Origin of the sequence: Gordonia sp. L191, assembly GCF_030077625.1 — a bacterium.
GTDB classification, from domain to species: Bacteria; Actinomycetota; Actinomycetes; order Mycobacteriales; family Mycobacteriaceae; genus Gordonia; species Gordonia polyisoprenivorans_A.
Genome location: NZ_CP125996.1, coordinates 4,395,174 through 4,420,971 on the forward strand (window position 1 = coordinate 4,395,174; position 25,798 = coordinate 4,420,971).

A 25,798-nucleotide genomic window follows, 5' to 3' on the forward strand; every position below is an offset into this window, starting at 1 on the left:
GAACAAGGTCCGAGACGAACACATCAACCAAACATGACACGCGACGACCGGGTCGCTCACGACACACTGTTTCCGACACGGCTCCGACACTCCCCCGCGGAGTTGGCGGGCACCGCCCTGATGGGCGAGCAGGACACGGCGTGACCGATCCGGTCGTCGCCTTTCTGTCCGGCGGGGTCCTGCGTATCGAGCGGGGTCACGGTCCGATCGCACGCCGGGCCTCGCCCGAATCCGAGCGCGGTGCACTACGCTTCGGCTCATGCGACACGTCGAATCGCCGGTTACACCGACCACGGAGCGCGCGTGGACATCGTCGCGATAATCCTGTCGCTCGCCGCGGCACTGCTGTTCGCGATCGCATCGGTGCTCCAGGCCGCCGGCACCCGAGGGTTGCCCGACGACGGCGCCGTCGGTGCCGGTTTCTTCGTCGCACTCTTCCGACGCAAGACGTGGCTGGCCGGCATCGCCGCCGACATCCTCGGATTCGTCGTCCAGGCCTGGGCCTTGGCGGTCGGCAGCCTGATGCTGGTGCAGCCGTTGCTGGTCACCGCGCTGCTGTTCGCCCTGCCGATGGGCGCCTACTCCGAACGTCGGATGCTCACCGCGCGCGAATGGACGTGGGCTGCACTGTTGACCGCGTCGCTGGTGGTGTTCATGTTGCTCGGGCAACCCACCGAGGGCATCGACGATCCGCCGTTCGGCGACTGGATCATTCCGCTCGCCGTGATGATCCCCGTCGTGATCGTCTGCGTGGCCGGCGGCTCACGACTGCCACACGGCACATGGCGATCACTCACACTGGCCATCGGCGCCGGCGTCCTCCTCGGCCTCTCGGCACCGCTCACCAAGACCGGGATCGCCGCATTCCGCGACGGGCTACTCGACGGACTCGCCAGTTGGGAGTTCTGGGCGATGGCGGTCACCGCGACGCTCGGCACCCTGTGGCAGCAATCCAGCTATCAGGCCGGCGACGTCCAGACCAGCCTGCCCGCGGTCACCGTCCTCAAACCGATCATCGCAATGTCGTTGGGACTGACCATCTATGACGAGGCCCTCCGCGTCGGAAACGCGGGCGACATCGCGATCTTCGTCGCACTCGGCGTGATGCTGCTGTCGACGATCATGCTGGGTCGGCTCTCGGCTCCACCCGAGGCCACACCGTCAGCGGTCGAGTACCGGCCGGCTCAGTGAGCGCCCCTATCGACTGTCGGTACTTCCGTGCGCGTCACCCCGCCGACGCGCACGGAACGCCGTACTCGCCAAGTCCCACACCACGTACACGACCATCGCGATGACGGCGAAGATCAACCCGTCCTTCACCGACTCCCAGAAGCCCTGATGGGTGAGCAGCATATTGATGATCGTCACCACGACGAAGAAGACGACCGACGCCTCAACGTTCCTCCGCAAATCCCCGACTGAAATCATGCGGCGATCGTAAGGCATCGCATGGGCGATCAGGCTGCGGGCTGCTGCTGATCGCTCACAGTGGAGGCACCGGTGCCGCCAGTCGCCGCGGACCCTGCCGCCGGTGAGCTCGACGGCGTCGAGGACGAGTCGTCGGTGGTCGGTGCCGGGTTCGCGGCACCCTGGTCGCCCGTGGCACCGCCGGCCTGATCACCGGCGTCGGCCTGCCCGGCCGGGGTCGTCACGACGGGTGCGGGCGTCGGCGTATCTTGTTGCGGTGCACCCTGATCCGTATCCGTCGAGCCGGTGGCAAGAGTGGAATCGCCGGCCGAGGGAGCGGCCGCCGGGTTGGTCGAGGCGGGCGTCCCTGCGGTCTGTCCACCATCCCCGGCATCGGTGGTCGGGGCGTCCGTGGTCGGCGTGTCGGCGGTCGGGGCGTCGGCGGCCGACACGCTCATCAGCTCCGGCTGCGCCGACCGCAACGCCGACACCGGGACCGTCGCGCTCGTCGGCGACGCGGAGGTCAGGTTGCCGGTGTTGAACGCCGGGATGGTGAACAGATCGAAGAAGTTGAACGACGAGACGTCGAAGGTCGGGATGATCTGCTGCAGAGACGTCGGGGTGCCGAGCGTCAGGGTAGGCAGGCTCAGGTAGTTGACGTAGTCGGGGCCGTTGGTGCCGTGAGCTTTGAACGTTCCAGGGAACAGCACGAACGACGAACCCAGCCACGAAATCGCTATCGGGCCAGTGTATCCGTAATCGCTGGTCAAGGCGAGGTTGGCGCCAGAACCGTTCAGCGTCAGGCGCAAGAAATCGTCGGCGAGGTAAATCGGATTGCCGGTCAGTGCGTCGACCACGACCTGACCCAGCCGCGAGCTATCGGACAGGAGGGTGAGCAGCGAGGCCGGGTTGGTCAGAGCGAGCTCCACGCGACCGTCGGGTTTGTCGTACCGAAGATCCACCGTCGCTGCGATGTTTGCACATGACCCTGCTGTTGAGGAGTTGGCCACTGCGAGTCCGCCGAAGCAGAGGATGACGTCTTCGGGTAGCAGCCCCTCGATCAACGAGATGACGGCTGGACCAACGACGGGAATATCCTCCAGGACATCTACGACTGCGGCGGGTATGTAGTTCTCCAGATCGTTGAGTCCAGCTGTGGCCACCGCTATCCCGAGCACCGCCAGAGCGAACGTACTGTTGCTACCGCCGAGCGCTGCTCCCGCTGCCAGACCTGGGCCGATTGCAATCGTGGTCGAGTTGCCCACTCTGGAGTCGTACCACTCGAGGAACTGCTCAGTGAGTCCCTCTGTCAGGATATTGCTGTTCAGCAGTGCTTCTATCGCATCCCGGATCTCGCCAGCCGGGTCCAGGGACACCCCACCAAGAGCGCTCGTCGACTCGATCCCCAACGCCGCGATCACCTCATCCAGGGTCGCCGTCGACCAGTCGTGGATGCTCGCCAGGCCGCTGGTCACCTGCGGAATCGAGGCCTGTGCCTGGCCGTCGCCGAAGGCCAGACCGGCTGTCAGGGTGGCCGACGCCGCAAGGGCGGTGGCACCCAAAGCCATACGGCGGGTGGCGGGTTCGCGTACGAGGCTGTGTCGTCCCATGGATCGGCTCCTTCAATCCGGTGTGCGAGTGGAGAAGGAGCCCCCCGACTTCCCCGTCGTGCACCGGCGACATTAATCCAGACAAACCACTCGCAAGTGTCAAATAGCAAAATCTCTCTCAGGATCGTCCGGCCGAGTGACAGGTCGAAACCCGCAGGCGACAGCCGACTGTGGCCGGATTCCCTCGGGAACCGGGCCACAGTTGATTCAGCATTCTCTCAGTTCATTCACAGATGAGCGTCACTCAGGCAGCGAAGACCTCCAGCCGCCGGGACTGCTCCACCGACGAGTAGTGCGAGGCGTCGCCCTGGAGAATCCGGCTGCTCTGGCCGTGGATGTCGACGGGTACGTCGCCGGCGAGAGTGATCCGGTGCAGTTGACGTTTCTGGTCACCGAAGTCGGAGATGCCGTAGTGCTGGGTGGCGCGGTTGTCCCAGATGACCAGGTCACCGTAGCTCCACTTCCATCGGAAGGTGTTCTCCAGCTTGGTGATCCGATCTTGCAGTAAGTGGTAGAGGTTCGCGAACTCCGAGGCCTTGAGTCCACGGAACTCCTTGGCGAAATGTCCGAGGAGGAGACTGCGCTCCCCGGTTTCGGGATGCACTCGGACCACGGGATGCAGGGTCTCGTACTCGGTGCTGGTGAACTCGGCGTAGTGCTCCTGCTTCTGGACGACGTCGATACCGCCCGACGGCTCCTTCTGGCTGACGTAGTCGTAGAGGTTGGAGTGAGTGGCCCAGAGATCCTCGGCGAGCGACCGCAGCGGCGTGGGCAGCTGCTCGTAGGCGGCGACCGTCGAGGCCCACGTCGTCGCACCGCCATAGCTCGGCAGCACGATCGGGCGCAGCAGCGACGCCTTGGGGATGCGGTCGACGAAGGTGACGTCGGAGTGCCAGCTGTTGGCGGCTCCCTCGATCGTCAACAGCTGATCACCGCGAGAGGTGACCGTCGGATGCGGCGCAGTCGGCTCACCGAGCAGCGAGGCGAACGCATACTGACTCGCATCGTCGAGATGCTCCTGCCCCGAGAACGCCACCACTTTGTTCACGGCGAGAGCGGTCCGGATGGCCTCGACCTGCTCGGTAGGCACGTCACCGCCGAGGCGCACACCGTCGATCGTAGCGCCGATGTGCTCCCCCAGCTTGGTGACGGTGATGCCTGCGTCCCGGTAGAGCTGTTCTGCGGCCGCCGCGCGGTCGGTGCGGGCATCGATCTGAGCCAATGTCATTGCGATCACCTTTCGTTCGTCGCCACCCACTCTCCGTGGACGCGCGGCGAACACGCATGATCTGGCTCAGGGTGATTCCAACGTCGGCGGCCGACGACGCGATGGATCACACCCGCGGGGTCAGCTCGACAATCGCGATGGGACGCGTGGTCTTGCTCTGATACTGCGCGTAGCGCCCCTTGTTGACGTCATCGACGAGGTCCCAGCGTCGGGCGTAGTCGGGGTCGTCCGGGTAGGTGGCGCGGGCAGTGACCGGAACATGACGACGGCCGACCTGGATCTCGACGTCCGGGATGGCCTTCAGGTTGGCCAGCCATGCGGGCGGGCGCGGCGACCCGCCGTTGGAGGCGACGACGAGATAGGTCTCGCCGTCACGGGCATAGGTCAACGCCGTCGTCCGTGGCTGCCCGCTCTTGCGTCCGGTCATGTGCAGCAGCAGGGTCGGGTTACCCATCAGCAGACGGTGCCCGAGCAGACCATGACTGTGCTGGTAGATCCACTGATGCGCCGTGAGCGCGGTGACGAACAGGTCGGTCGACACCGACACGGGTGCGCTACTTCGACTCGTCGACCGGGGAGCCGCCACCCTCGGTGTCGTCGCTGGCGGTCGCGCTGGCGTCGTCGGACTCGTCCTCGTCCTCGTCCTTGGCGAGCGGGTCATAGCCGGGGACGCCCTCGAGCACGGTGAGTTCGTTGTCGATCGCGGCCTCGACCGCCTTGGCCTCGTCCTTGATCTTCTTGATGAACTCGGACATGTCGTCACTCCTCGTCACAGTTCGCCCGGGCCGCGGTGCACCGGGCAGACCTTCAGCGTATCGGAGCACGCCCGGTGGGCGGATTGTGACGCCCGGTCGACGGGATATGGCGCCCGGTCGATGGAGATTGTTGGGGGTCTGGGTGGTGGAGTGGTGACAGTTGGGTCCTCGAGACCTGTTGCGGTGGTGATGGTTCCGATACATGTGGGACCGGATACTCACCGGTGCAACGGGTCTCGAGGCTCCGTCGCTATCGCTCCTCCGCACCTCGACCACCATGAAGAGCGACCCAGGTCGGTGAGTGGAGAGCGGGTGGGAGAATCAGGCCCGCTTCAAGGTCGGGTCCTCCTCGTAGACCTCCTTGATGAGCGACATGTCGAAGATCTGCTCGGGCTTGATCTGGTAGCCGGCCTTGGCGAGGGCTTCGATGTTCTCGGCGATCAACGCGTCGGTCATGGTGAGCAGCCCGTTGGCCTTGGTGTCGTCGGAGACGACGAGGGTGTTCTGGGCGGTCGCTTCCTTGACCTGTTCGGCCTCGTCGAGTCCGAGATCCTTGCCGTACTTGGTGACGGCGAGTTTCGCCGAGCCCGCGGGATCGGCGACGGCGTCGTACCACCCCTGGATGTCGGCCTTGAGGAAGGCCTTCACCTTGTCGCGCTCGTCGTCGATGGTCTCCTGGCGCACGACGAGGGTTTCGGCGACGAGCGGCAGGTTGAAGTCCGCGAAGAGGAACGCCTTGTTCTCGAAACCCTGCTCGGCCAACGTGATCGGCTCGTTGGTGATGTAGGCGACCCAGCCGTCGACCTCACCCTTGGTCAGCGGGGTGGGGTCGTATTGCACGGTGATCTTCTGGACGTCGGATTCGGTGAGCCCGTTCGCGGTGAGCAGCGCCTTGAAGACGTTCTCGTTGGAGGCCTGCACACCGATCTTCTTACCCTTCATCTCCTGCGGGGTGTTGATGGGCTTGGCCGCCGAGGAGACGATGCAGAACGGGTTCTTCTGGAAGGTTGCCGCAACGGTTTTCAGCTTCGCGCCCTGCAGGATGACCGGAGCGGTGAGCTGCGGGGCGGTCATGCCGATCCACACCTTGTTCGACGTCAGACCCGTCTCCACGCCGGTACCCGCACCACCGCCGGTGAGCAGCTCCGGTGTGCCGACGCCCGCCTTCTGGTAGTACCCCTTCTCCAATGCCCAGTACTCACCGGCGAATTCGATGTTCTTCTGCCACGACAGCTGGACCTTCGGATTGGTCGACGACGCCCCGTTGCCGCCCGAACTGCCGCTGCTACACGCCGACAGCACACCGGCGGCGCCGAGCGCACCCGCTGCCCCACCGGCCATCAGCGTGTAACGAAGGAAGGATCGGCGATCGAATCCGGCGCTCCGACCGGCGGTTCCGCGCTGAGTGGTGTGGTGCTGATTCATGGTGTGGTGTCCCCTCTTTCCGGGCTGTGCCGGGTCTTCTACCTGTTGGTTCGTCCCGGGGCGACGATGGCCCGGGACGGTGGTTCGATCAGTTCTCACTCATGCCCATCTGCCGCAGCACCACCGTCTCGATCACGCCGACCACGGCGTAGACGATGATCGACGACACCGTGATCACCACGACCGATGCCCACAGCTGGTCGTAGGCGGCGGCCGGAAGGGCTTGCTGCAGAGTGGCTCCCAGACCTGTGTTGGTTCCGAGCCACTCGGCGACGGTCGCGCCGATGAACGCGCCGGGCACCGACACCTTGGCCGCGCTGAACAGTGCGGGCACCGCTGACGGCACGGCTGAGCGTCGTAGCGCGGTCCATCGGCCGCCGCCGTAGACGGCGATGACGTCGTCGAGATGTCGTGGGGCGTTGGACAGCCCGGTCATGATCATGACCAGTGCCGGGAAGAACACGACGATTCCACCCATCACCGCGACGACAGCGACACCGCGTCCGACGACGAGCGTGATCAGCGGGGTCATCGCGACCAGCGGCACCGACCGCAGGAGCATCGCGATCGGCATGAATGTCTGTGCGGCCGGGCGGTATACGACGAACAGTGCGGCGGCGAGCACCGCGGCGATCATGCCGGTGACGAAGCCCACCGCCGCATCCTTGAGGGTGATCCACAGGTCGGCGAGGATCTGGTGACGCGAATCCGCCGCGTCGGGCGCGGTGAACAGGTAGGCGTAGACGTCGGCCGGCGTGCGCCCGATGATGGGTCCGATGTCGGGGAAGGCCAACAGGAACAGCCACCAGATCACCAGGATCAGGATCAGCGAGGCGAGCAGCGATCCGAGGAATCTCGCGACCGCCCACAGACTTCCGGCCCCGGCGCTCATCCGAGCACCGCCAACCCCGTCGACCACCGCGTGACGAACCGCGCCACCACCGCGACGACCGCGTAACCGATACCTGCCACCAGCCCGGCGAGCAGCGCGATCGCCCACACCTGCGGGATGTCGCCGGCCTGCTGGGCGATGATCATCGCCGGTCCGGCACCTTGTTCGGGCATCGCGAGGAACTCGCCGAGTACCGCACCCAGCACCGCGGCGGGGGCGGCGATCTTGATGGCGGCCAACGTATTCGGGAGCGCGGCGACCGAGCGGACCCGCCACAGCTGCACGAGACGTCCGCCGCCGTACACCCGGACCAGATCGAGGCTGCCCTTGTGCGGCGAACGCAACCCCGACAGGGTGCCGATCATCGTCGTGAAGAACACCGAGATCGCCGCGAGGAACACGATCATCGTCTGTACCTCCGCGAAGGCCACCTGAACGATCGGTGCGACGGCGATGATCGGCGTGCAGTAGGAGATGATCGCGAGTTGGGTGGCGAGGCCCTCGACCGGCGGCACGACGATCACCAGCACCGCGAGCGCGATCGCCAGCGCGTTACCCCAGAGGAATCCGCGTAACGCCAGCGAGATGGTCGCCGAGAAATTGTCGACGTAGAACGCAGAACCCTTGTCGCCGATGGCCGTACACACCGCCCACGGGGTGGGGATGGTGCCGTGGAACCACTGCAGGGCACCGGCCATCCACCACAGCAGAATCAGACCGACGATGCCGATCGCGCCCGCGGCCCACCGGTCGGCACCCGCGCGCGACGCCGAGATGCTAGCCACCCACAGCCTCCGCGGCGGCGGGATCGGCGCCCTTCGCGCCGAACAGCAAGCCCGAGAGGTGATCGTGGATCGCGTGGAACTCGGGTGTACGCATCATCTCCGGGGTCCGGGGGCGCGGCAGATCGATGCGCACCGTCTCGATGACGCGTCCGGGCCGCGGACTCATCACCGCGACCACGTCGGAAAGGAACACCGCCTCGGCGATCCCGTGGGTGACCATCAGCGTGGTGGCGGGTTTCTCGGTCCAGATACGCAGCAATTCGATGTTCAGTCGTTGTCGGGTCATGTCGTCGAGCGCGCCGAACGGCTCGTCGAGCAACAACGCGGTGGGGCGGACGACGAGCGCGCGGGCGATCGAAACCCGCTGGCGCATACCGCCGGAGAGCACCGCGGGCTTGGCCTTCTCGAATCCGGTGAGTCCGACGAGCTCGATGAGGTCGGCGACGAGCCCATCGGAGGCGGGCATACGACCCACCTGCAGGGGCAGCTTGATGTTGGACTCCACCGACCGCCACGGCAGCAGCGCCGAGTCCTGGAAGGCGATCCCGAGTTCGTGATTACGTTGCAACTCCTTCGGGGACTGCCCGTTCATCAGTACGGTCCCCGACGTCGGGGACTCCAAACCCGCGAGGATGCGCAGAACCGTGGATTTTCCGCAGCCCGAAGGACCGAGAAGCGACAAGAACTCCCCTTCCGAGGTCTTGAGGTCGACCTCGGCGAGGGCGGTCACCGTCGACGATCCGCGGATCGTTCGAGTGGTGAATTCCTTGGTGAGTCCGGTGATGTTGAGTCCGGTGCCGGGTGGGCGCGGCGTGGCGAGAACCATGCGACGCCACATTAGGAGGGCGTCGTTTCTGTCGGGTTACCGACGCGTAACCGAGTTCGTCCACCTGAACGACGCACGCCCCGGATTCAGGTCCACGTGCCCTAGCGTGTGAGCGGTCGCAGTAGGAGGGGAATCAGTATGAGGGGAATGACGATGAACGCACCGCAGCACCATCCGGGCCAGCCGTATCCGCAACAGCCCTACGTGGGTCCGCCACAGCCGTACCCACAACCACAGCCGTACCCGCAGCAACCGTATGCCGGGCCGTACCTGGGTCAGCCCCACCCGCCGGGCGCGTACCGCGGTGCACCAACGGGCGCGTACCGCGCGGTCTTCAAGCGGCACACCGGGATGGTGGTCGTGGCGCTGACCAGCCCCAAGCAGACGGTCGGCACCTGGCCCGAGATCCGCAAGGCCTTCTGGGCGGCACAGACGCACTGCCTCACGCTGGGCTGGTGGGGCATCATCTCGTGTCTCGCCTACAACTGGATCGCGATCTTCGGCAACATCTCCGAACTCAACCGGGTCCGCGAACTCGCCAAGCGCAACGGCGACGCCTGAGCGAGGGCCCGATCGCGCGGACTCACGCCCGTTCGGTCGCGCGCATCGCCAGCCCGATCCGTGCGACCATCGCGTCGACGGCGAACTTCGGTTTGACGTTGACGTCGAGCGCCTCGCGGCATTCCAGCACCGCCTCCACGCATCGCAGCAACTGTTCGGGACTGGCGTACGAGGCCATCGGCCGGGTCGTGTCGTCGGTCTTGTCGGGGTGCATGGCGGTCACCTGCGCACCCATCGACAGCACCAGAGCGTCGCGGTAGAGGGCGGCGAGGTCGACCAGGGCCCGATCGAGGACGTCACGGCCGACCCGGGTGGCGCGTGACTTCTGGCGCTTCTCCAGTTCTTTCAACGCCCCGGCGCTCCCGCGTGGTGCACGGGCGGTGCCCTTGCCGGTGCCGCCGGCACCGAGGGCGGTCTTGAGTTCCTCGGTCTCGGCCTCGTCGAGCTCGGCACTGATCGCCTTGGCCGCGGTCTCGGCCGAACGCACGAGATCCTCGGCCGCCTTGTACGCCGTCGAGTCGCGGGTGGCCGCCCGCGCGATCCCGAGCGCCGATTCCCGTTGCGCCCGGGCGTCGGGGTCGGTGGCCAGGCGCTTCGCGCGCCCGATGTGGCCGCCACAGACCGACGCCGCCCAGCGGGCCGCCTCGGCGTCGATGCCGTCGCGATCGACGAGCACACGCTCGATGTCGGCGGTCGACGGGGTGGTCAAGGCGATGTGCCGGCATCGCGAGCGCAGTGTGACCGAGATGTCTTCGGGGTCGACCGACGGGGCGCACAGCAGGAAGACCGTACGTGAGGGCGGTTCCTCGACGACCTTCAACAGCGCGTTCGCGGCCTGCTCGGTGAGCCGATCGGCGTCCTCGACGATCACGATCTGCCAGCGGCCCGTGCCCGGACGACGCGAGGCGACCTGCACGATCTCACGCATCGAGTCCACCGACAGGCTCAATCCCTGCGGCACGATGTTGCGGACGTCGGCGTGGGTCTGCGCCATCACCGTCGAACAGGCGCGGCACTCGCCGCAACCGATGACGTCGGGGTCCTGACACTGCAGCGCAGCGGCGAAACAGGTCGCGGCCACCGACCGACCGCTGCCCGGCGGTCCGGTGAACAACCATGCGTGGGTCATCGACGACCGCGCGGGATCGCCGAGATCCTCGTTGCCGTCGGCCTCACCGAACATCGAGACGGCACCGGCGGCGTGCTCGTCGAGTCGATTCGCCAGGCCACGCGCTGCGCGGGCGGCGTCACGCAGGTCGGCGATGACCGTCGTCTGCCCGATCATCCGGTCGAAGACATTTGTCACACCCACACCCTAAACCGCACGTCGGACACGTCCGATTCGTCGACCGCGTTTAACAATTGCAAGCAGCCAGCTACCGTAGTTGACGTGATTGAGCGTCGGTCGAGGGTGTCAAAAGCCCTGCACACGGGGAAGTGGCTGATCCGCACCCCGTGGCCGATCCTTGCGCTCGACATGCTGCGCGCCAACCTCGTCGGCGCATTGTTCACCTTCGCTTTCCTGCGGTTCGGGATGCCCGCAAGCGACTCGTTCCGCTTCGACGAGATCACCACCCTCAATCAGGCGATCTTCGCCGCCTACCTCGTGGTGGCCATGATCGTCGGGGCGGTCTTCAGCATCCAACTGTCGTTGCCGGTGCTGATCTGGCATCGGCGCCGTACCCGCCTGGACAACGAGGGCGCCCGGCGGCGTGCCCTACAACTGCCGATGCTGCTGTCGGCGGTCAACGTCGGCATGTGGCTGGTCGGCGGCATCCTGTTCACCTGCGTGAATCTGACTGTCTCGCACCGGGATGCGTTCATCGTCGCGATGGCCAGCTTCATCGGCGCAATCGTCACCTGTGTGCTCAGCTTCCTCCAGTTCGAGAAGGTGCTGCGGCCCATCACGGTAGCGGCGATGGCCAACAACCCCGACAACGCGATCGCACCGGGGGTCACCACCCGCATCACCGTGTTCTGGGTGATCAGTGTGGTGGCGCCGATGATGGTCATCATCGGGCTGATCACGATGCAACGGCTGAACTTCATCGAGACCGACGCCGCCGGGCTGCAACGGCCGATCCTGTGGATGGCGTTGGCGTCGTTGGCCTTCAGCCTGCTCGCGATCGTGCGCGTGGTGGCGGCGATCAACGACCCCATCAAACAACTTCGCCGTGCGCAGTCGAAGGTGTCCGCGGGCGATCTGAACGCCGCGGTGAAGATCTACGACGGCTCCGACCTCGGCCTGCTGCAGGCCGGTTTCAACGACATGGTGGCCGATCTGCGCGAACGTCAGCAGCTGCGCAACCTGTTCGGCCGCTACGTCGGAGAGGACGTCGCACGACGGGCCATCGAGATCGGCACCGAGCTCGGCGGCGAGGAACGCTACGTGGGGGTGCTGTTCGTCGACATCGTCGGCTCGACGCGCCTGGCGGTGAACCGGCCCCCGCGAGAGGTCGTCGACATGCTCAACGAGTTCTTCCGTGTGGTGGTGGCCGTGGTCGGGCGGCACGGCGGCTTCGTCAACAAATTCCAAGGCGATGCCGCACTCGCGATCTTCGGTGCGCCCCTGGATCTGGAGGACTTCGCCGGTCGCGCACTGGCGTCGGCGCGCGAGCTGCGCATCGAGCTCTACCAGACCCTCGGCGACACCGACATCGGCATCGGGGTGTCGGCGGGCAAGGCGATCGCCGGCCACATCGGTTCCGAACAGCGCCTGGAGTACACCGTGATCGGCGACCCGGTCAACGAGGCCGCCCGGCTGACCGAGCTCGCGAAGGACGAGCCGACACGTGTGCTCGGGTCGGCTCGTGCGGTGTTCCTGGCCTCGCACGAGGAGGCCGAGTACTGGGAGATCGGTGAAGGCGTCGAACTGCGCGGACGCGGCATCGAGACCCTGCTGGCGCGCCCGCACGTCGACCCGATGAATACCAGCCCGATCCCGCTCACCGAGGTGCCCTGAGCACGCCTCACCTCGGCACGCTCATCCACCGGCCAGGGCCGGATTCGGACCTCAGCCCTCCGACGCGTCGGGTGCCGTCTTCTTCGCGGCCGTCTTCTTGGCAGTGGTCTTCTTGGCAGTGGTCTTCTTGGCAGCCGTCTTCTTGGCAGCGGTCTTCTTGGCCGGCGTCTTCTTCGCAGCCTTCTTGGTCGCCTTCTTGGCCGGGCCGCGTGCACGGCGGTCGGCGAGCAACTCCATCGCCCGCTCGGGGGTGATGGAGGCGACCTCGTCACCCTTGCGCAGGCTGGCATTGGTCTCGCCGTCGGTGACGTACGGACCGAAACGGCCGTCCTTGATCACCATCGGCTGCCCACTGACCTCGTCGTTCTTGCCGAGTTCGCGCAGCGGCGGCGCGGCAGCGGCCCGGCCTCGACGCTTGGGCTCGGAGTAGATCTTGAGAGCCTCGTCGAGGGTGATGCCGAACAGCTGATCCTCACTGGTCAGCGACCGCGAGTCGGTGCCCTTCTTCAGGTACGGGCCGTAGCGCCCGTTCTGGGCGGTGATCTCCTCGTTCGACGCCGGGTCGACGCCGACCACGCGCGGCAACGACAGCAGCTTCAATGCGTCCTCGAGCGTGACGGTGGAGATGTCCATGGTCTTGAACAGCGATCCGGTCCGCGGCTTGGGGCCCGCGGCCTTCTTGGCGGTCTTCTTCGCAGCGGTCTTCTTCGCGACCGCCTTCTTGGCGGCGGTCTTGGTGGCCGTCGAACCGCCGGAGGTCGATCCGCCCGTGCCGGCCGGGGTGTCGTCGAGCGGGACGACCTCACCGTCACCGGCGCCGCCACCGTCACGCGGGGTGGGCCCGGCCGGGATCGTCGCCGGCGCGCCGGCCGAGCCGGAATCGTCACCGTCGTCCTCGGCGGGCAGGATCTCGGTCACGTACGGGCCGAATCTGCCCTCCTTGACCACGATTTCGTGCCCGGTCACCGGATCGGTGCCGAGTGTGCGTCCCTCCTGCGGGGTGGAGAACAGTTTCTCCGCCACGGCGAGGGTGAGCTCGTCGGGCGTCATGTCGGCGGGCAGGTTGGCCCGCTGCAGGTCCGGTTCGGCGTCGGCGCTCGCGGCGACGTTGCGTTCGAGGTACGGCCCGAATCGTCCGACGCGCACATAGACCGGTCGGCCCTGCTCGTCGTCGAACAGGCGGATCGAGTTGACCTCGCGGGCGTCGATCTCCTCGAGATTGACCCCGACGAGCTTCTTCAACCCGCCGTGCTTGGCGATATCCGAGCCAGCTATTTCCGCGTCATGCTCGGCATTCGCGGCTGAATCACCGAAGTAGAACTCGGTGAGCCACCGGGTGCGGTTCTCCTGGCCATTGGCGATCTGATCGAGATCGTCCTCGAGGGACGCGGTGAAGTCGTAGTCGACGAGGCTCTCGAAGTAGGCCTCCAGCAAGCCGACGACGGCGAACGCGATCCACGAGGGCACCAGCGCGTTGCCCTTCTTGACCACGTAGCCACGGTCCTGGATGGTGCCGATGATCGAGGCATACGTCGACGGGCGACCGATGCCCAGCTCCTCGAGCACCTTCACCAGCGACGCCTCGGTGAAGCGGGCGGGCGGGTTGGTGGAGTGGCCGTCGGCCCGCAGCTCCGAGGCGGTCAACGACTGGCCCTCGGTCAGTTGCGGCAAACGGTTCTCGGCGTCGTCGGCCTGGCCGCCCGCCTGATCGTCGACGGTCTCGACGTAGGCCGACAAGAAGCCCGGGAAGGTGATCGTGCGACCCGACGCGGCGAAGGTGCATTCCTCGCCGCTGGAGGCGGTTCCGGTGATCCGCAGGCTCAGCGTGGTGCCCTTGGCATCGGCCATCTGGCTGGCCACCGTACGCTGCCAGATCAGCTCGTAGAGACGGAATTCGTCGGTCTCCAACTGACCGGCGACCTGGCCGGGAGTCCGGAATGTCTCACCGGCCGGGCGGATCGCCTCGTGAGCTTCCTGGGCGTTCTTGACCTTTCGCGTGTACTGCCGTGGGGTCGGGTGAACGAAGTTGTCGCCGTACAGTTCTCGCGCCTGGGTACGAGCGGCGTTGATGGCCGACTCGCTCAGCGTCGTCGAGTCGGTACGCATGTAGGTGATGAAGCCGTTCTCGTACAGGCGTTGCGCGATGCGCATGGTGCGGTCGGAGGAGAACCGCAACTTGCGGCCGGCTTCCTGCTGCAGCGTCGAGGTCATGAACGGCGCGTACGGCCGCCGGGTGTACGGCTTCTCCTCGACCGAGGTGACGGTCATGTCGGCGCCGTCGAGGGCACCGGCCAGCGCGGTGGCCCGGGACTCGTCGAGGACGATGACGCCGTCGGCCTTCTTCAGCACACCCTTCGGGGTGAAATCACGGCCGGTCGCGACACGGGCGTCGTCGACATTGACCAGGCGTGCGGAGAAGCTACGCGGATTGGACGCGTCCTCCTGCGACCCGGCGGCGTTCATCGTCGCGTCGATGTCCCAGTACTCGGCCGAGACGAACGCCATCCGCTCGCGTTCGCGCTCGACGATGATGCGGGTGGCCACCGACTGCACACGGCCCGCCGATAGCTTCGGCATGACCTTCTTCCACAGCACCGGGGAGACCTCGTAGCCGTAGAGACGGTCCAGGATGCGGCGGGTCTCCTGGGCATCGACGAGATCGATGTCGAGGTCGCGGGGGTTCTCCGCGGCCGCCCGGATCGCCGGCTCGGTGATCTCGTGGAACACCATCCGCTTGACCGGGATCTTCGGCTTGAGCGTCTCGAGCAGGTGCCAGGCGATCGCCTCACCCTCGCGGTCACCGTCGGTGGCGAGATAGAGCTCGTCGACGTCGCGCATCAGCGACTTGAGTTCGGTGACCGTCGACTTCTTGTCGGGTGAGACCACGTAGAGCGGTTCGAAGTTCTCGTCGACGTTCACCCCGAGCCGCGCCCACGACTGACCCTTGTACTTGGCCGGGACGTCGGCGGCGCCGCGCGGCAGGTCCCGGATGTGCCCACGGGAGGACTCGACCACATAGTTCGATCCCAGGTACCCGGCGATCTTGCGCGCCTTGGTGGGCGACTCGACGATCACGAGTCGTCGGATCGCTTTGCCGCTCGTGGGGCTTGTGGTGCTGGTCTCGGCCAACGGGGGTCCTTCGCTATCGAGTCGGTCACCGGGCGGATGATTGTGCCCGGAGCCGCTCTTGTTCGTTCAGTGGGTTTGTACCTTATAGATAGCGCCTATTGCACATCCGAATTCCCGGCAAGGTATACCCGACGGACCGGACATCTCTCATTCTTTTAAGGAATCACCTGGTCAGACGGCTGTGAAGCATGCATCACATTTTGGCGTCATCGGCGTGGCCCGATGCGGGGACCCGACGGGCGCGGGCGTCTCGGCGATCAGTCGGCACCGGGCCACTCGCGAGCCGACGCACCGGGCGGCGGCGGGCCGACGTACTCGGCCAACCGCGCCAGTCGGCGACGCCCCACCCGCAGCGCGGGCGCCCCGATCCGGTTGCCGACGAGGGTCGGAGCGATGCCGACCCGCATCAATGCGGTGGCGAGCAATGAATGCGAGTCCGGGCAATGCGCGTCGAGCCCGAGGAGATACTGTCCGGTCGGGTCGGTGCGGCCGGCCGCCAGTACCCAGAACCGCAACGCATGCGGTGTCGGGACCCACGCGGCGGGCATCGTCTTGACCGCACCCGTCGACCAGCGGCGGTGCAATTCGTCGAGATCCGGACTCGGCGCGGTGCGCGCCAGCGGATTGCCCTCGTCGGAGGTGATGACCTCGGCCTCGAGACCGACCGTCCGCACCTGCTCGGCGATTGCATCGGCACGCCACAGTTCGGCGACGACGACCGACACGCGCGTACCGATCAGGTCCGCCCAGGCATACACCGGCGCCGACTGCCCGGGACCGGCGAGCAGACCCGCCAGGTCGTCGATCGTCGGTTCGTCGGTCTCCGCGGAGAAGAACGCCAACTGACCCACGGCTATGAGACTACTGCGCCGCGCGATACCGGTGGCCCCGCGCGCCACCCGGGTCGCGATGAACTCCGGAGCCGGGCAGAGAAAACCGCTCCCGGTCTGGATGACCAGACCGGGAGCGGTTCAAGACAAACTCTTCGCGTTGCCGCGAGGTCGCCTATCAGACGGCGCGGACGCCCGTCGCCTGTGGGCCCTTCGTGCCCTGCCCGACCTCGAACTCGACGCGCTGGTTCTCTTCGAGGGTGCGGAAACCGGATCCCTGGATCTCGGAGTAGTGGACGAACACGTCGTCGGACCCCTCGTCAGGAGCGATGAAGCCGAAGCCCTTTTCCGCGTTGAACCACTTCACAGTTCCCTGTGCCATTACTGCAATCCTTCACATTCATTCGATCTGACTCCGATACGAGATGTACTCGCACCGTGGCCGGTTCTGACCGCCATACCTCGAAGAAACCCCGGTGAACCGTGGACGCGGTTCGGTGAGGGAATAACTCAGTACCACGGCTGCAACCCGATTCCCCCGATCACCGCAGTGACGATGCATCGGAAGAAGCTGCGGCCGCACATAGTCAATCACGTCTGACACCGATGCGATAGTCACAGGACCAGTGGGAACGAAAATGTGGACGATTACAGCCGATTGACATCAAGCGGTAACATCTGCGCGGGCGTCACGCCAGAGCGCCACATATCGATCCGGTCTCGAATTCCCGTCGCTTAGCGCGAGAACCACATTCGACTCCACGCGACACAGACGACAACAAAGAGTTATGAGCCTGCACACCTTCGGAACCGAACTCCTCCGCCGTTCCCTCGCCGGTACCGAAGCGGACTCTGGTCCTGTCACACACCTGTCCGTCATCCCATCGCGCACAGCGACTTTCACCGACTGGCCGGAATGGGTCGACGAGAACGTGCGCGAGGCATTCGAGGCAAACGGCATCACGAAACCGTGGATTCATCAGGCAGCAGCAGCCGAACATGCACACTCGGGTCGGCATGTGTCCATATCCACCGGCACCGCGTCCGGGAAATCACTGGCCTACCAATTACCGATCCTGAATACACTCCTCACCGAACCACACTCCACCGCACTGTATTTGGCTCCCACCAAAGCTCTAGGCGCCGACCAGATCCGGGCTGTCTCCGCACTGACCGCCGGCCGCGGACCCTTTGCACACCTCGCACCGTGCGCCTACGATGGCGACACCGATCCGGACATACGGCATTGGGCGCGCACGCATTCCCGGTGGATCTTCACCAACCCCGACATGTTGCACATCGGGATACTCACCGGCGTGCTCTCCGGTGGGAGTGGCTCGTCGACGGGCCCGGTGCGCGGACAGTGGCGGCAGTTCTTCCGGCACCTGCGATACATCGTGATCGACGAATGTCACCACTACCGTGGGGTGTTCGGTTCACACACGGCGCTGGTCCTGCGGCGGTTGTTGCGATTGGCACGTGCGTGCGGATCGAATCCGACGGTGATCGCGGCGAGCGCGACCGTCGCCGACCCGGCGGCTGCGCTATCCCGGCTCATCGGCGAACCGGCGGTCGGGGTGACCGAGGACGGATCGCCGCGCGGCGAACGCACCATCGCCCTGTGGGAGCCCGATTTCGTGCCGGGGATCAGCGGCGAGAACGGTGCACCGGTCCGCAGGTCCGCGGGCGCCGAATCCTCAAGACTACTCGCAGATTTCGTCATCGAGGGCGCACGCACGCTGTGCTTCGGACGCAGTCGGCGCGGAGTGGAGATCACCGCGCTCGGCGCCCGTGATCTGTTGGCGCACAGCGCTCCCGAACTGGTCGACAAGGTAGCCGCCTACCGTGCCGGATACCTCGCCGAGGACCGGCGCAAGCTCGAACAGGCCATCTCCTCCGGCGAACTCGTCGGCGTGGCCACCACCAACGCACTCGAACTCGGCGTCGACATCAGCGGCCTCGACGCCGTCATCATCGCCGGGTACCCGGGCACCGTCGCATCGTTCTGGCAGCAGGCCGGGCGTGCCGGTCGTCAGCGCACCTCGGGCGACGCGCTCGTGGTGCTCGTCGCCCGCGACGATCCGCTCGACACCTATCTGGTCCATCACCCGCGGGCATTGCTGGGCACGCCGGTGGAGGCGCCGGTCATCGACCCGACCAATCGCTACATCCTCGGCCCCCACCTACTCTGTGCGGCAACCGAATTCCCGTTGCAGGACGCCGAGATCGAGCAATGGCGCGCCGGCGAGCTGGTCGCCGACCTCGCGGCGCAGGGGCTGCTGCGCAGGCGCAAGGCCGGCTGGTATGCCGCGCCCGGGGTGGATCCGCACGGCGACATCGACATTCGCGGCGGCATCGGCGGGCAGATCCTGATCGTCGACGCGACCACCTCGGAGTTACTCGGCACCGTCGACGCCGGACGCGCCCCGGCCACCGTGCATCCCGGGGCCGTGCACATCCATCAGGGCCGCACCTACGTCGTCGACGAACTCGACCTCGACGACGGACTGGCGCTCGCCCATCCCGAGGAGCCGGACTGGACGACCTCGGCGCGGGAGACCGCCGAGATCACCATCACCGACGTCGTCGCCGCCACCGATCACGGGGTGTTGCGGACAGCGCTGGTCGACGTCGACGTCACCCATCAGGTCGTCGGCTATCTCCGTACGCTGCTCTCCGGCGAGGTGCTCGACGCCGTCGAACTCGACATGCCACGTCAGACCCTGCACACCCGCGCGGTGATGTACACGCTGCCGCCGGAGGTCCTCGCCGCCGACGGGATCGACGCGACCCGCCTGCCCGGCTCGCTGCACGCCGCCGAACACGCCGCCATCGGTCTGCTGCCGCTGATCGCGACGTGCGACCGCTGGGACATCGGTGGGCTCTCCACCAACCTGCACCCCGACACCGGACTGCCGACGGTGTTCGTCTACGACGGCTATCTGGGCGGCGCGGGGTTCGCCGAGCGCGGCTACACCGAATTCGCCGCCTGGATCGCCGCCACACGCGACGCCGTCGCCGGCTGCGGCTGCGAGAGCGGCTGCCCGTCGTGCGTGCAGTCCCCCAAGTGCGGCAACGGAAACGATCCCCTCGACAAGGCCGGAGCCATCACCACCTTGTCGCTGCTGTCGGCGTTGCTCGCAGGGTGAGACGCCACCTGCGCCCGTCCGAGCATCGTCGACGCAGGTCAGCGCCCCGGTGCGTAGCCTTCGCCCACGTGAATCATCAAGGCGTCTCGGTGAATTCCGTGTCGGAGGGAACCAAACCCTCGTTTCTCGGCGATAATCGACCAATGCAGGACAGCGATGCCGGGCAGGACGGGGAAGCCGGGCTCGACCGGGACGCCGGGCACACCAGGGCGCAGGGCACGATCCTGCGGCCGTGCCCGGTGTACTTCCTGCTCGCCCGCCCCACCCAGGAACCCGACCGGATGCCGTCGACGATCGGTGAGAGCGACGTGTTCTTCTCCGAGGCCGAGGCACTCGACGCCCTCGACATCCACTTCGCGTGGGCGTCGGCCAGCCTGGAGAACCCGGCCGTGGCCGATACCGCGCAGTGGTATCTGCAGAGCGCCATGGTCGGGCCCCGGATCAGCCCGTCGCTCGGTGAGGTGTACCTCGCGATTTCCGAGGGCTCCTCGGGTGACACCTGGGCAGCTGCGGGCGGCTTCCTCACCGAGGGTGAGGTGGTGCACTGGGCGCCGTTCGTCAGCGCGGTGCGCCCGCGAATCCGCACCGCGTACGGCGACGGCGTCCTGGAATTGGCCTACCGGGGTGACACGTCGGTGTATTTCGGTCAGGTGTGGTTCGCGCCGATGCATTCGGTACGGGTGTACCCGAAACGGATCATCGTCGGCGACGACGCCATCGGTTAGGGCCCTTCGAGGTTGGTTTGTTCACTCCGCCGGACCCGCCCGCGCCGCCGCCGACGCATCACGAGAACCGAAGAGCCCCAGCGTGATCGGCACGCCTACCTCGACGACGGTGTCGGCGCCGTCGGTCCGACACCGACGCAGCACCACCCCCGAACGCTGATCGTCGACCACCTCCCGGGCGGTTGCGCACGCATCACCGTCACTGGAGACGTGATCGATGGCCGCGGCGAGGGCCGCGAGGTCGGCGGCCGACTGCGCCCGGTGCCGGGCGATCACCGCCGCACCGACGTAGACCAGCATCACCAGGACCGACACCACCCCGACGATGACCCCGGCCGCGGCGACGGTGGCGTAACCACGATCGTCACGGGCAAGGCGCACAAGCATTTTCACGGCGTCACCCCCGGCGCGATGTCGACCTGATCAAAGCCGTCCGGCTCCTTGGCCGCCACCGCCCGGGCCGACATCGTCAGCCCGGGCAGCGACAGCACCCGGTCGGAGACCGAGACGACGACCTTGCCGCCCTGCTCGCTCACCGCGATGGTCGCGTCGGCGCCGACCAGCCGGGCTCCGGCCGCCCGCGCCCCGGCGTCACCGGCCGCGGTCAACCGCGCGACCTCACGGGCGGCGTCGGTGCACCGGATCTCGGCGATCACCGCACCGATCGCCCCGACACCCAGGATGAGGACGGCCACGATCGCGGCGATCGCATACGCCGCCTCGACGGTGACCATGCCCGCGTCATCGTCCAAGACACGTCGCAGCACGCCACGTCGCGCCACGCCCCGACGCCGCGCTCCCATCAGCTCACCGAGGTGTTGAGGGCCTTGTTGATGATCCCGGTGAGTGCGGAAACGATGTCGTTGCCGGTGACGACGGTGTAGAGGATCGCCCCGAATGCTGCGGCAGCGATGGTGCCGATGGCGTATTCGGCGGTACTCATTCCCTCCTCGTCGCTGATCAGGCGCAACGTCTGGGCGTTGAGCCAGTCACCCGCAGCGCGGAAGCCGGGAACGCCGCGTGGGTTCTCGATGGGGTCGGCATCGTCGGGAGGGCTTTGATTCATGGTGTGTGACATGGTTTTTCCTTTCGGGGTTCGGACGTTGCGGTAATTGGACGCAGCGGGCGGCGATTTGGCTCCCTCCCGGCGCGAGTTTTTCTAGGGCGTGTCTCCCAATTCCTCTCCGATGGATTTGCGAGGTCGATGGTTTCCTGGCAAGGCGGAGGAGGCGCCGTCCTGAGGTGCGAGGCACGAGCCTCGAAGGGGAGCGATAGCGGAGCTATCGTGACCGACGACAACGCCGCCAGGGGGCCATCGAGCCGCAAAGACGCGCAAAGGGAATTGGGAGACACGCCCTAGAGATCTCCCAGGGTCTGCGACGCGAGGCCGATGACCACGGGCACGATGCCCAGACAGATGAAGGCCGGCAGGAAGCACAAACCCAATGGGCCGCTGACCATCACCCCGGCCCGCTCGGCGCGGGCCAGCGCTTCGTCGTGGGCACGCCGGCGGAGGTGTTCGGCGAGTTCGCCGACCCCGTCGGCGAGTGCCGACCCGGCTCGCGCCGATCGTCGGGCGAGCATCGTCAGATCCGCGAAACATTCGGCGCCGAGGTCGGTCGACGACGCCCGCCGCCGACGTCGTCGGGCACCCGGTGACACCTCGGGAGCAGCCCAGGCCCGGTCCGGGTCGGCGCCGAGTTCGAGGAGTTCTGCGGTCGAGGTCAACGGCCGCGCCAGGGACGGCGGCGCACTCGACGCTGCAACCCGGATCGACTGTGCCACAGGTAGTCCGGCACGTAGGCACACCGAGAGCAGGTCCAGTGCGGCCGCGGTGGCGAACGGGTCCGTCCCGCGGTCACTCACCCCGAGGAATCGTGGTTCCCGCGTGGGCGGTGCGGGCAGATCGATCACCCGGTAGAGACGCCATCGCGCGGCCGGCCAGATCCAGCAGGCGAGGGCCACCAGGAGCACGGCCAGGGCCTTCACCGGGCCACTCCCATGCGCAGACCGCCGCTCACGGGGCCACCACCTTCGCGGCGATGCGATCCGCCCAGAGCAGCCCGCCCGCGACCAGACCGGTGCCCACGATCAGCAGGATTCCACCGAGCCCACCGCCCAGCAGCGTGGACAGCGGTTGCGCACCGGTGGCCTGCCCGAGGGCGATGCCCAGGACCGGTAGTCCGGCCAGGACGGTCGCGGTGGCCCGGGGGCCGGCCATTCCGGCCCGCGTACGTTCGACGAAGGCCTTGCGGGCCAACAGATCCGAGCGGACCGATCCCAGCAGATCGGCCAGCGGCAGCCCGTGGGTCTCCGAGGTCTGCCAGGCCACGGCGATACGCTGCCACGATTCGTCGTCGCCGTGCGTTGCCGCGGAGTCGATCAGGATGCCGCCGCCGAGCTCGGCGCGGCCGGCCAGCATCGACAGCGCTGCGGGCACCGAATCCGTCTGTCCGGTAACGCCTTCCCCGCCGGCACCGGCCATGGCCGTCATCTCCGCCGCCGCGGCCGCACAGGCATGGGCGGGTGGTGCACCGACCGAGAGTTCGGCGATCATCAACGACAGCGCGGTCAACAGATCATCTCGTCGCGCGTCGACCTGCTCGGTGGTACGGCGTCGATGGGCCCGCCAGATGTGGACGCCCGCCACGATTCCCGCAGCGACCGCCGCCGCGATGCCACCGGCCAGCAGCGCACCGCAGATCCCGATCGGCACGACGAGCCGTCGGAGCACCCCGACTCCCCTGGCCTGCGGATTGCGCCCAACCGGAGGGCGAAGACGATGGGCGGCACGCGGCGCACCCGACCACAGCACCGCGCAAGCCGCGGCACACAGGATCACTGTCATCGGGTCGCGACCATCTCGTCGAAAAGAGTTCGGTGCGAGGTGAATCCGGCACTGCGCAACCAGATCGGCACGACGGTGACCAGACCATCGGCACCGCGACGCAGGACACCGATCTCGGACAGTCCACGCGTCCCGTCGACGTTGCGGGCGACGCCGAAGACCACGTGGACGGCCGCGGCGAGCTGGCTGTGCAGGGCGTCGCGGCCCATCCCGCCCAAGGCGGCGAGCGCCTCCATCCGGGCGGGCACCTCGGCGGTCGAGTTGGCGTGCAAGGTGCCGCCACTGCCGTCGTGTCCGGTGTTCAGGGCGGTCAGCAGGTCGATCACCTCCGCACCCCGGACCTCGCCGAGAATGATCCGATCGGGCCGCATCCGCAGCGCCTGGCGCACCAGTACCCGTACCGCAACCTCGCCCGCCCCTTCGACATTCGCCGTTCGCGCGACCAGTCGCACGACGTGCGGGTGGGTCGGCGTCAGTTCGAGCGCATCCTCGACGCACAGGACGCGTTCGGCGGCGCCCATCTGTCCGATCAGCGCACCGAGAAGCGTCGTCTTGCCCGACCCGGTGCCGCCGATGATCAGGAACGACAACCGGGCACCCAGCACCTCCCGCACGACCTCGGCCGCCTCTGCCGGAATCGCACCGGAGGCCACCATCGCATCGAAACCCATACCGGCACTGCGCAGCACGCGCAGCGACAAACAGGTGCCGTCGGCAGCCAACGGGGGGATCACCGCGTGCAGGCGGACTGTGTATCCCCGGCGTCCGACATTCGACAACTGCCCGTCGACCCACGGCTGGGCGTCGTCGAGTCGGCGTCCGGCACCCAACGCCAGCCGTCCGGCCAGCCTGCGAACCGCGGCGTCGTCGTCGAAGGTGATCCCCGAGAGTTCCAGTCCTGCACCCCGATCCACCCACACCCGGTGCGGCCCGACGACGAGGATGTCGGCGATCCCCGGCTCGGCCAGAAGTTCTTCGAGCCGGCCGGCGCCGGTCAACTCGGTCTGCAGATATCGCAGCGCGGCGAGGAGATCGGTGTCGCCGAGCACCCCACCGGCCTCGGCGCGGATCGCGTCGGCGATCACCGCCGCCGTCGGCTCCACCGCGTCGGCCGCCAACCGGGAACGCACCCGATCCAGCAGCGCCTCGTCGGTGTGTGCGCTCATCCGGTCCGCCCCGTCCCGAGCGCCCCGACACCGAGCGCCCCGACACCTTGGGCCCCGACACCTTGGGCCCCGACACCACCGACACCGACGCCAAGGGCCCGGTACACCGCTCGTGCCGCGCGCCCCAACGGACTGCGCGCGCCGATCCCCGGTCGTCCGCTCTCCAGCCGCGCCGGCAGTCGCGGGTCCGGTCGGTAGGCGGCGAGCAATCGCAGGTCGGCGGCCTCGGCGATCTGCGGGGCGCGCAGCCCGCCCGGCGAGGGACCACGCACGACGAGCGCGAGATCGGCGGCGTCGGCGAGCAACCGGTCGGCGATCTGGCGGGCGGCGGCACAGCCGACAACGGTCGGTGAGGTCACCAGGACGACGAGATCCACCGATTCGACCACGCCGCGAACGATGTCGGTGTCGGCGCGGGGCAGGTCGACGACCACCAGATCACCGTGCGAGCGCCCGGCGTCGATGGTGGCGAGCACCGCATCGGCGTGAACCGGGCGGGAGTCGTCGCGACGGCCGGTGAGCACCGCGATCCGATCGTCGACTCGCGGCAGAGCGCGGTGCAGCGCAAGTCCGTTGACCGCACCGCCCTCGAGCGTCAGATCCGGCCATCGCAACCCCGGCCGATCCTCGATGCCGAGAATGAGGTCGAGACCGCCACCGAGGTCGTCCGCGTCGAGCAGCAACACCTGCTCGCCGGCCTCACCCGCTGCCGTCGCCACGGCGGCGGCCAGCACCGACGCCCCGGCCCCGCCGTGCGCACTCATCAGCGCGACTCCGCCACCGGTGGCCCGTCGTGGCGTACGCAACTCGGTCAGCGCGCGCACCAGATGCCCCTCGTCGGCCGGCAACAGGGCGGCGTCGCCGGCGCCGAGATCCATCGCCGAACGCCAGACGTCGGCGGGAGGCGCGGAGTCGGCAACCAGCAGCACCCCGGCTCGGCGCGGCACCGACGTCGAGGCCAATGCGCCCACCGCGGGCGGATCGACGACGACCGCACGAGACCGCAGCCACTCGGCGCGACAGGTCGCGGGATCACCGAGGATCAGCCGATAGCCTGCGGCCGCGGCGCACCTGGCGACGTCATCACGCAGATCGTCGTTGACGAGGGCGAGGAGGGCTTCGGTCATGAGCGCCATCGTGGCCGATTCCGGCGTCGTCGTTCTGTGTCCGCGTGCGCGGAGGGTCTCGGCCTGTGGACGCAGAGAGTTCTGTGGAAGGCACCACGCGGGAAGGCACCACGCGCTTGGGAGAACGGCAACGGCGATAGGGGAATCGGCGAGCTGACTTGCTCCAGATAGAGGACAACCCCGGCCAGGGGGGGGGGGGAGGAGGCCGGGGTCGTCGCGCTTCAGCCCCGGGGGGTCGGGCTGAAGGGCACCGGTCCGAAGACCGGGTACTCACGACTATACACGTTCGTACGACACTCGCAAACAACTCGCGAAACCCGGCACAACATCGTTAATTCGTCTCACTGCCTGCGGGTTTGTTGATCTGAACGAA

25 protein-coding genes are annotated in these 25,798 nt (G+C 67.3%); 5 read left to right on the forward strand and 20 right to left on the reverse strand.

The genetic code is table 11. The features are described from left to right. Positions 1-303 precede the first annotated feature (303 nt). Complete coding sequence (locus tag QNM97_RS19950; RefSeq protein WP_283819996.1) at positions 304-1,191, forward strand: DMT family transporter; 888 nt, start codon at positions 304-306, stop codon at positions 1,189-1,191. 6 nt (positions 1,192-1,197) lie between these two features. Here QNM97_RS19950 and QNM97_RS19955 read toward each other — a convergent pair whose 3' ends face one another. From QNM97_RS19955 to QNM97_RS19995, 9 genes are all read right to left on the reverse strand, one after another. Further along, positions 1,198-1,428 carry a hypothetical protein gene (locus tag QNM97_RS19955; RefSeq protein ID WP_283819997.1) on the reverse strand — a complete coding sequence of 77 codons (231 nt, stop codon included), beginning with the start codon at positions 1,426-1,428 and terminating at the stop codon, positions 1,198-1,200. Between the two features lie 29 nt (positions 1,429-1,457). Next, on the reverse strand, positions 1,458-3,017 hold the full coding sequence (locus QNM97_RS19960) for a hypothetical protein (protein WP_283819998.1): 1,560 nt from the start codon (positions 3,015-3,017) through the stop codon (positions 1,458-1,460). Positions 3,018-3,261: 244 nt separating this feature from the next. Continuing rightward, positions 3,262-4,245 carry a TauD/TfdA dioxygenase family protein gene (locus tag QNM97_RS19965; protein ID WP_283819999.1) on the reverse strand — a complete coding sequence of 328 codons (984 nt, stop codon included), beginning with the start codon at positions 4,243-4,245 and terminating at the stop codon, positions 3,262-3,264. 106 nt (positions 4,246-4,351) lie between these two features. Next, positions 4,352-4,792 (reverse strand): nitroreductase family deazaflavin-dependent oxidoreductase, encoded by a 441-nt coding sequence (locus QNM97_RS19970; RefSeq protein ID WP_283820000.1) that lies wholly within the window; start codon positions 4,790-4,792, stop codon positions 4,352-4,354. Positions 4,793-4,799: 7 nt separating this feature from the next. Next, positions 4,800-5,000 carry a hypothetical protein gene (locus QNM97_RS19975; protein ID WP_283820001.1) on the reverse strand — a complete coding sequence of 67 codons (201 nt, stop codon included), beginning with the start codon at positions 4,998-5,000 and terminating at the stop codon, positions 4,800-4,802. A 321-nt stretch (positions 5,001-5,321) separates the two neighbouring features. Beyond that, on the reverse strand, positions 5,322-6,425 hold the full coding sequence (locus QNM97_RS19980) for an ABC transporter substrate-binding protein (RefSeq protein WP_283820002.1): 1,104 nt from the start codon (positions 6,423-6,425) through the stop codon (positions 5,322-5,324). Between the two features lie 88 nt (positions 6,426-6,513). Further along, the gene (locus QNM97_RS19985; RefSeq protein ID WP_283820003.1) at positions 6,514-7,317 is read right to left on the reverse strand and encodes an ABC transporter permease; all 804 of its coding nucleotides are present in this window, start codon (positions 7,315-7,317) and stop codon (positions 6,514-6,516) included. Beyond that, entirely contained in the window at positions 7,314-8,102 is a 789-nt protein-coding gene (locus tag QNM97_RS19990; RefSeq protein ID WP_283820004.1) for an ABC transporter permease, read from the reverse strand. Before QNM97_RS19990 ends, QNM97_RS19985 begins: the two co-directional genes overlap by 4 nt. Then, a complete protein-coding gene (locus QNM97_RS19995; protein ID WP_283820005.1) occupies positions 8,095-8,940 on the reverse strand; it encodes an ABC transporter ATP-binding protein in 846 nt (281 codons plus the stop codon). Before QNM97_RS19995 ends, QNM97_RS19990 begins: the two co-directional genes overlap by 8 nt. 141 nt (positions 8,941-9,081) lie before the next feature. Between QNM97_RS19995 and QNM97_RS20000 the strand changes: the two genes are divergently transcribed. Then, complete coding sequence (locus QNM97_RS20000) at positions 9,082-9,489, forward strand: hypothetical protein (protein ID WP_283820006.1); 408 nt, start codon at positions 9,082-9,084, stop codon at positions 9,487-9,489. Between the two features lie 22 nt (positions 9,490-9,511). Here the strand turns inward: QNM97_RS20000 and QNM97_RS20005 are convergent, their stop codons facing one another. After that, positions 9,512-10,795: a DNA polymerase III subunit delta' gene (locus QNM97_RS20005; RefSeq protein ID WP_283820007.1), complete on the reverse strand. Its 1,284-nt coding sequence runs from the start codon at positions 10,793-10,795 to the stop codon at positions 9,512-9,514. 171 nt (positions 10,796-10,966) lie between these two features. Between QNM97_RS20005 and QNM97_RS20010 the strand changes: the two genes are divergently transcribed. Then, complete coding sequence (locus tag QNM97_RS20010) at positions 10,967-12,451, forward strand: adenylate/guanylate cyclase domain-containing protein (RefSeq protein ID WP_283823260.1); 1,485 nt, start codon at positions 10,967-10,969, stop codon at positions 12,449-12,451. A gap of 51 nt (positions 12,452-12,502) precedes the next feature. On the opposite strand, the gene topA is transcribed toward QNM97_RS20010, so the two are convergent. From topA to QNM97_RS20025, 3 genes are all read right to left on the reverse strand, one after another. After that, positions 12,503-15,580 (reverse strand): type I DNA topoisomerase, encoded by a 3,078-nt coding sequence (topA, locus tag QNM97_RS20015; RefSeq protein ID WP_283820008.1) that lies wholly within the window; start codon positions 15,578-15,580, stop codon positions 12,503-12,505. A gap of 257 nt (positions 15,581-15,837) precedes the next feature. Beyond that, the gene (locus QNM97_RS20020) at positions 15,838-16,431 is read right to left on the reverse strand and encodes a hypothetical protein (protein ID WP_283820009.1); all 594 of its coding nucleotides are present in this window, start codon (positions 16,429-16,431) and stop codon (positions 15,838-15,840) included. A gap of 157 nt (positions 16,432-16,588) precedes the next feature. Beyond that, positions 16,589-16,792, reverse strand: a complete 204-nt coding sequence (locus QNM97_RS20025) for a cold-shock protein (protein ID WP_004022110.1) — start codon at positions 16,790-16,792, stop codon at positions 16,589-16,591. A gap of 406 nt (positions 16,793-17,198) precedes the next feature. On the opposite strand from QNM97_RS20025, the gene QNM97_RS20030 reads away from it, so the two are divergent. Both QNM97_RS20030 and QNM97_RS20035 read left to right on the forward strand, forming a co-directional pair. Then, positions 17,199-19,559, forward strand: coding sequence for a DEAD/DEAH box helicase (locus QNM97_RS20030; protein ID WP_283820010.1), 2,361 nt, complete (start codon positions 17,199-17,201; stop codon positions 19,557-19,559). A 143-nt stretch (positions 19,560-19,702) separates the two neighbouring features. Further along, on the forward strand, positions 19,703-20,284 hold the full coding sequence (locus QNM97_RS20035; protein ID WP_208794025.1) for a hypothetical protein: 582 nt from the start codon (positions 19,703-19,705) through the stop codon (positions 20,282-20,284). Between the two features lie 21 nt (positions 20,285-20,305). Here QNM97_RS20035 and QNM97_RS20040 read toward each other — a convergent pair whose 3' ends face one another. The 7 genes from QNM97_RS20040 to ssd all read right to left on the reverse strand — a co-directional run bounded on the left by QNM97_RS20040 (position 20,306) and on the right by ssd (position 25,425). Next, on the reverse strand, positions 20,306-20,671 hold the full coding sequence (locus QNM97_RS20040) for an Rv3654c family TadE-like protein (protein WP_283823261.1): 366 nt from the start codon (positions 20,669-20,671) through the stop codon (positions 20,306-20,308). A gap of 2 nt (positions 20,672-20,673) precedes the next feature. Then, complete coding sequence (locus QNM97_RS20045; RefSeq protein ID WP_283820011.1) at positions 20,674-21,087, reverse strand: TadE family type IV pilus minor pilin; 414 nt, start codon at positions 21,085-21,087, stop codon at positions 20,674-20,676. Further along, positions 21,087-21,362, reverse strand: a complete 276-nt coding sequence (locus QNM97_RS20050; RefSeq protein WP_208794023.1) for a DUF4244 domain-containing protein — start codon at positions 21,360-21,362, stop codon at positions 21,087-21,089. Before QNM97_RS20050 ends, QNM97_RS20045 begins: the two co-directional genes overlap by 1 nt. A gap of 278 nt (positions 21,363-21,640) precedes the next feature. Further along, positions 21,641-22,273, reverse strand: a complete 633-nt coding sequence (locus QNM97_RS20055; protein WP_283820012.1) for a type II secretion system F family protein — start codon at positions 22,271-22,273, stop codon at positions 21,641-21,643. 28 nt (positions 22,274-22,301) lie between these two features. Next, positions 22,302-23,132 carry a type II secretion system F family protein gene (locus tag QNM97_RS20060; RefSeq protein ID WP_283820013.1) on the reverse strand — a complete coding sequence of 277 codons (831 nt, stop codon included), beginning with the start codon at positions 23,130-23,132 and terminating at the stop codon, positions 22,302-22,304. Continuing rightward, positions 23,129-24,298 (reverse strand): TadA family conjugal transfer-associated ATPase, encoded by a 1,170-nt coding sequence (locus QNM97_RS20065; protein ID WP_208794020.1) that lies wholly within the window; start codon positions 24,296-24,298, stop codon positions 23,129-23,131. The genes QNM97_RS20060 and QNM97_RS20065 overlap by 4 nt, the downstream gene beginning before the upstream one ends. Next, positions 24,295-25,425 carry a septum site-determining protein Ssd gene (gene ssd, locus QNM97_RS20070; protein ID WP_283820014.1) on the reverse strand — a complete coding sequence of 377 codons (1,131 nt, stop codon included), beginning with the start codon at positions 25,423-25,425 and terminating at the stop codon, positions 24,295-24,297. Before ssd ends, QNM97_RS20065 begins: the two co-directional genes overlap by 4 nt. Between the last annotated feature and the right edge of the window lie 373 nt (positions 25,426-25,798).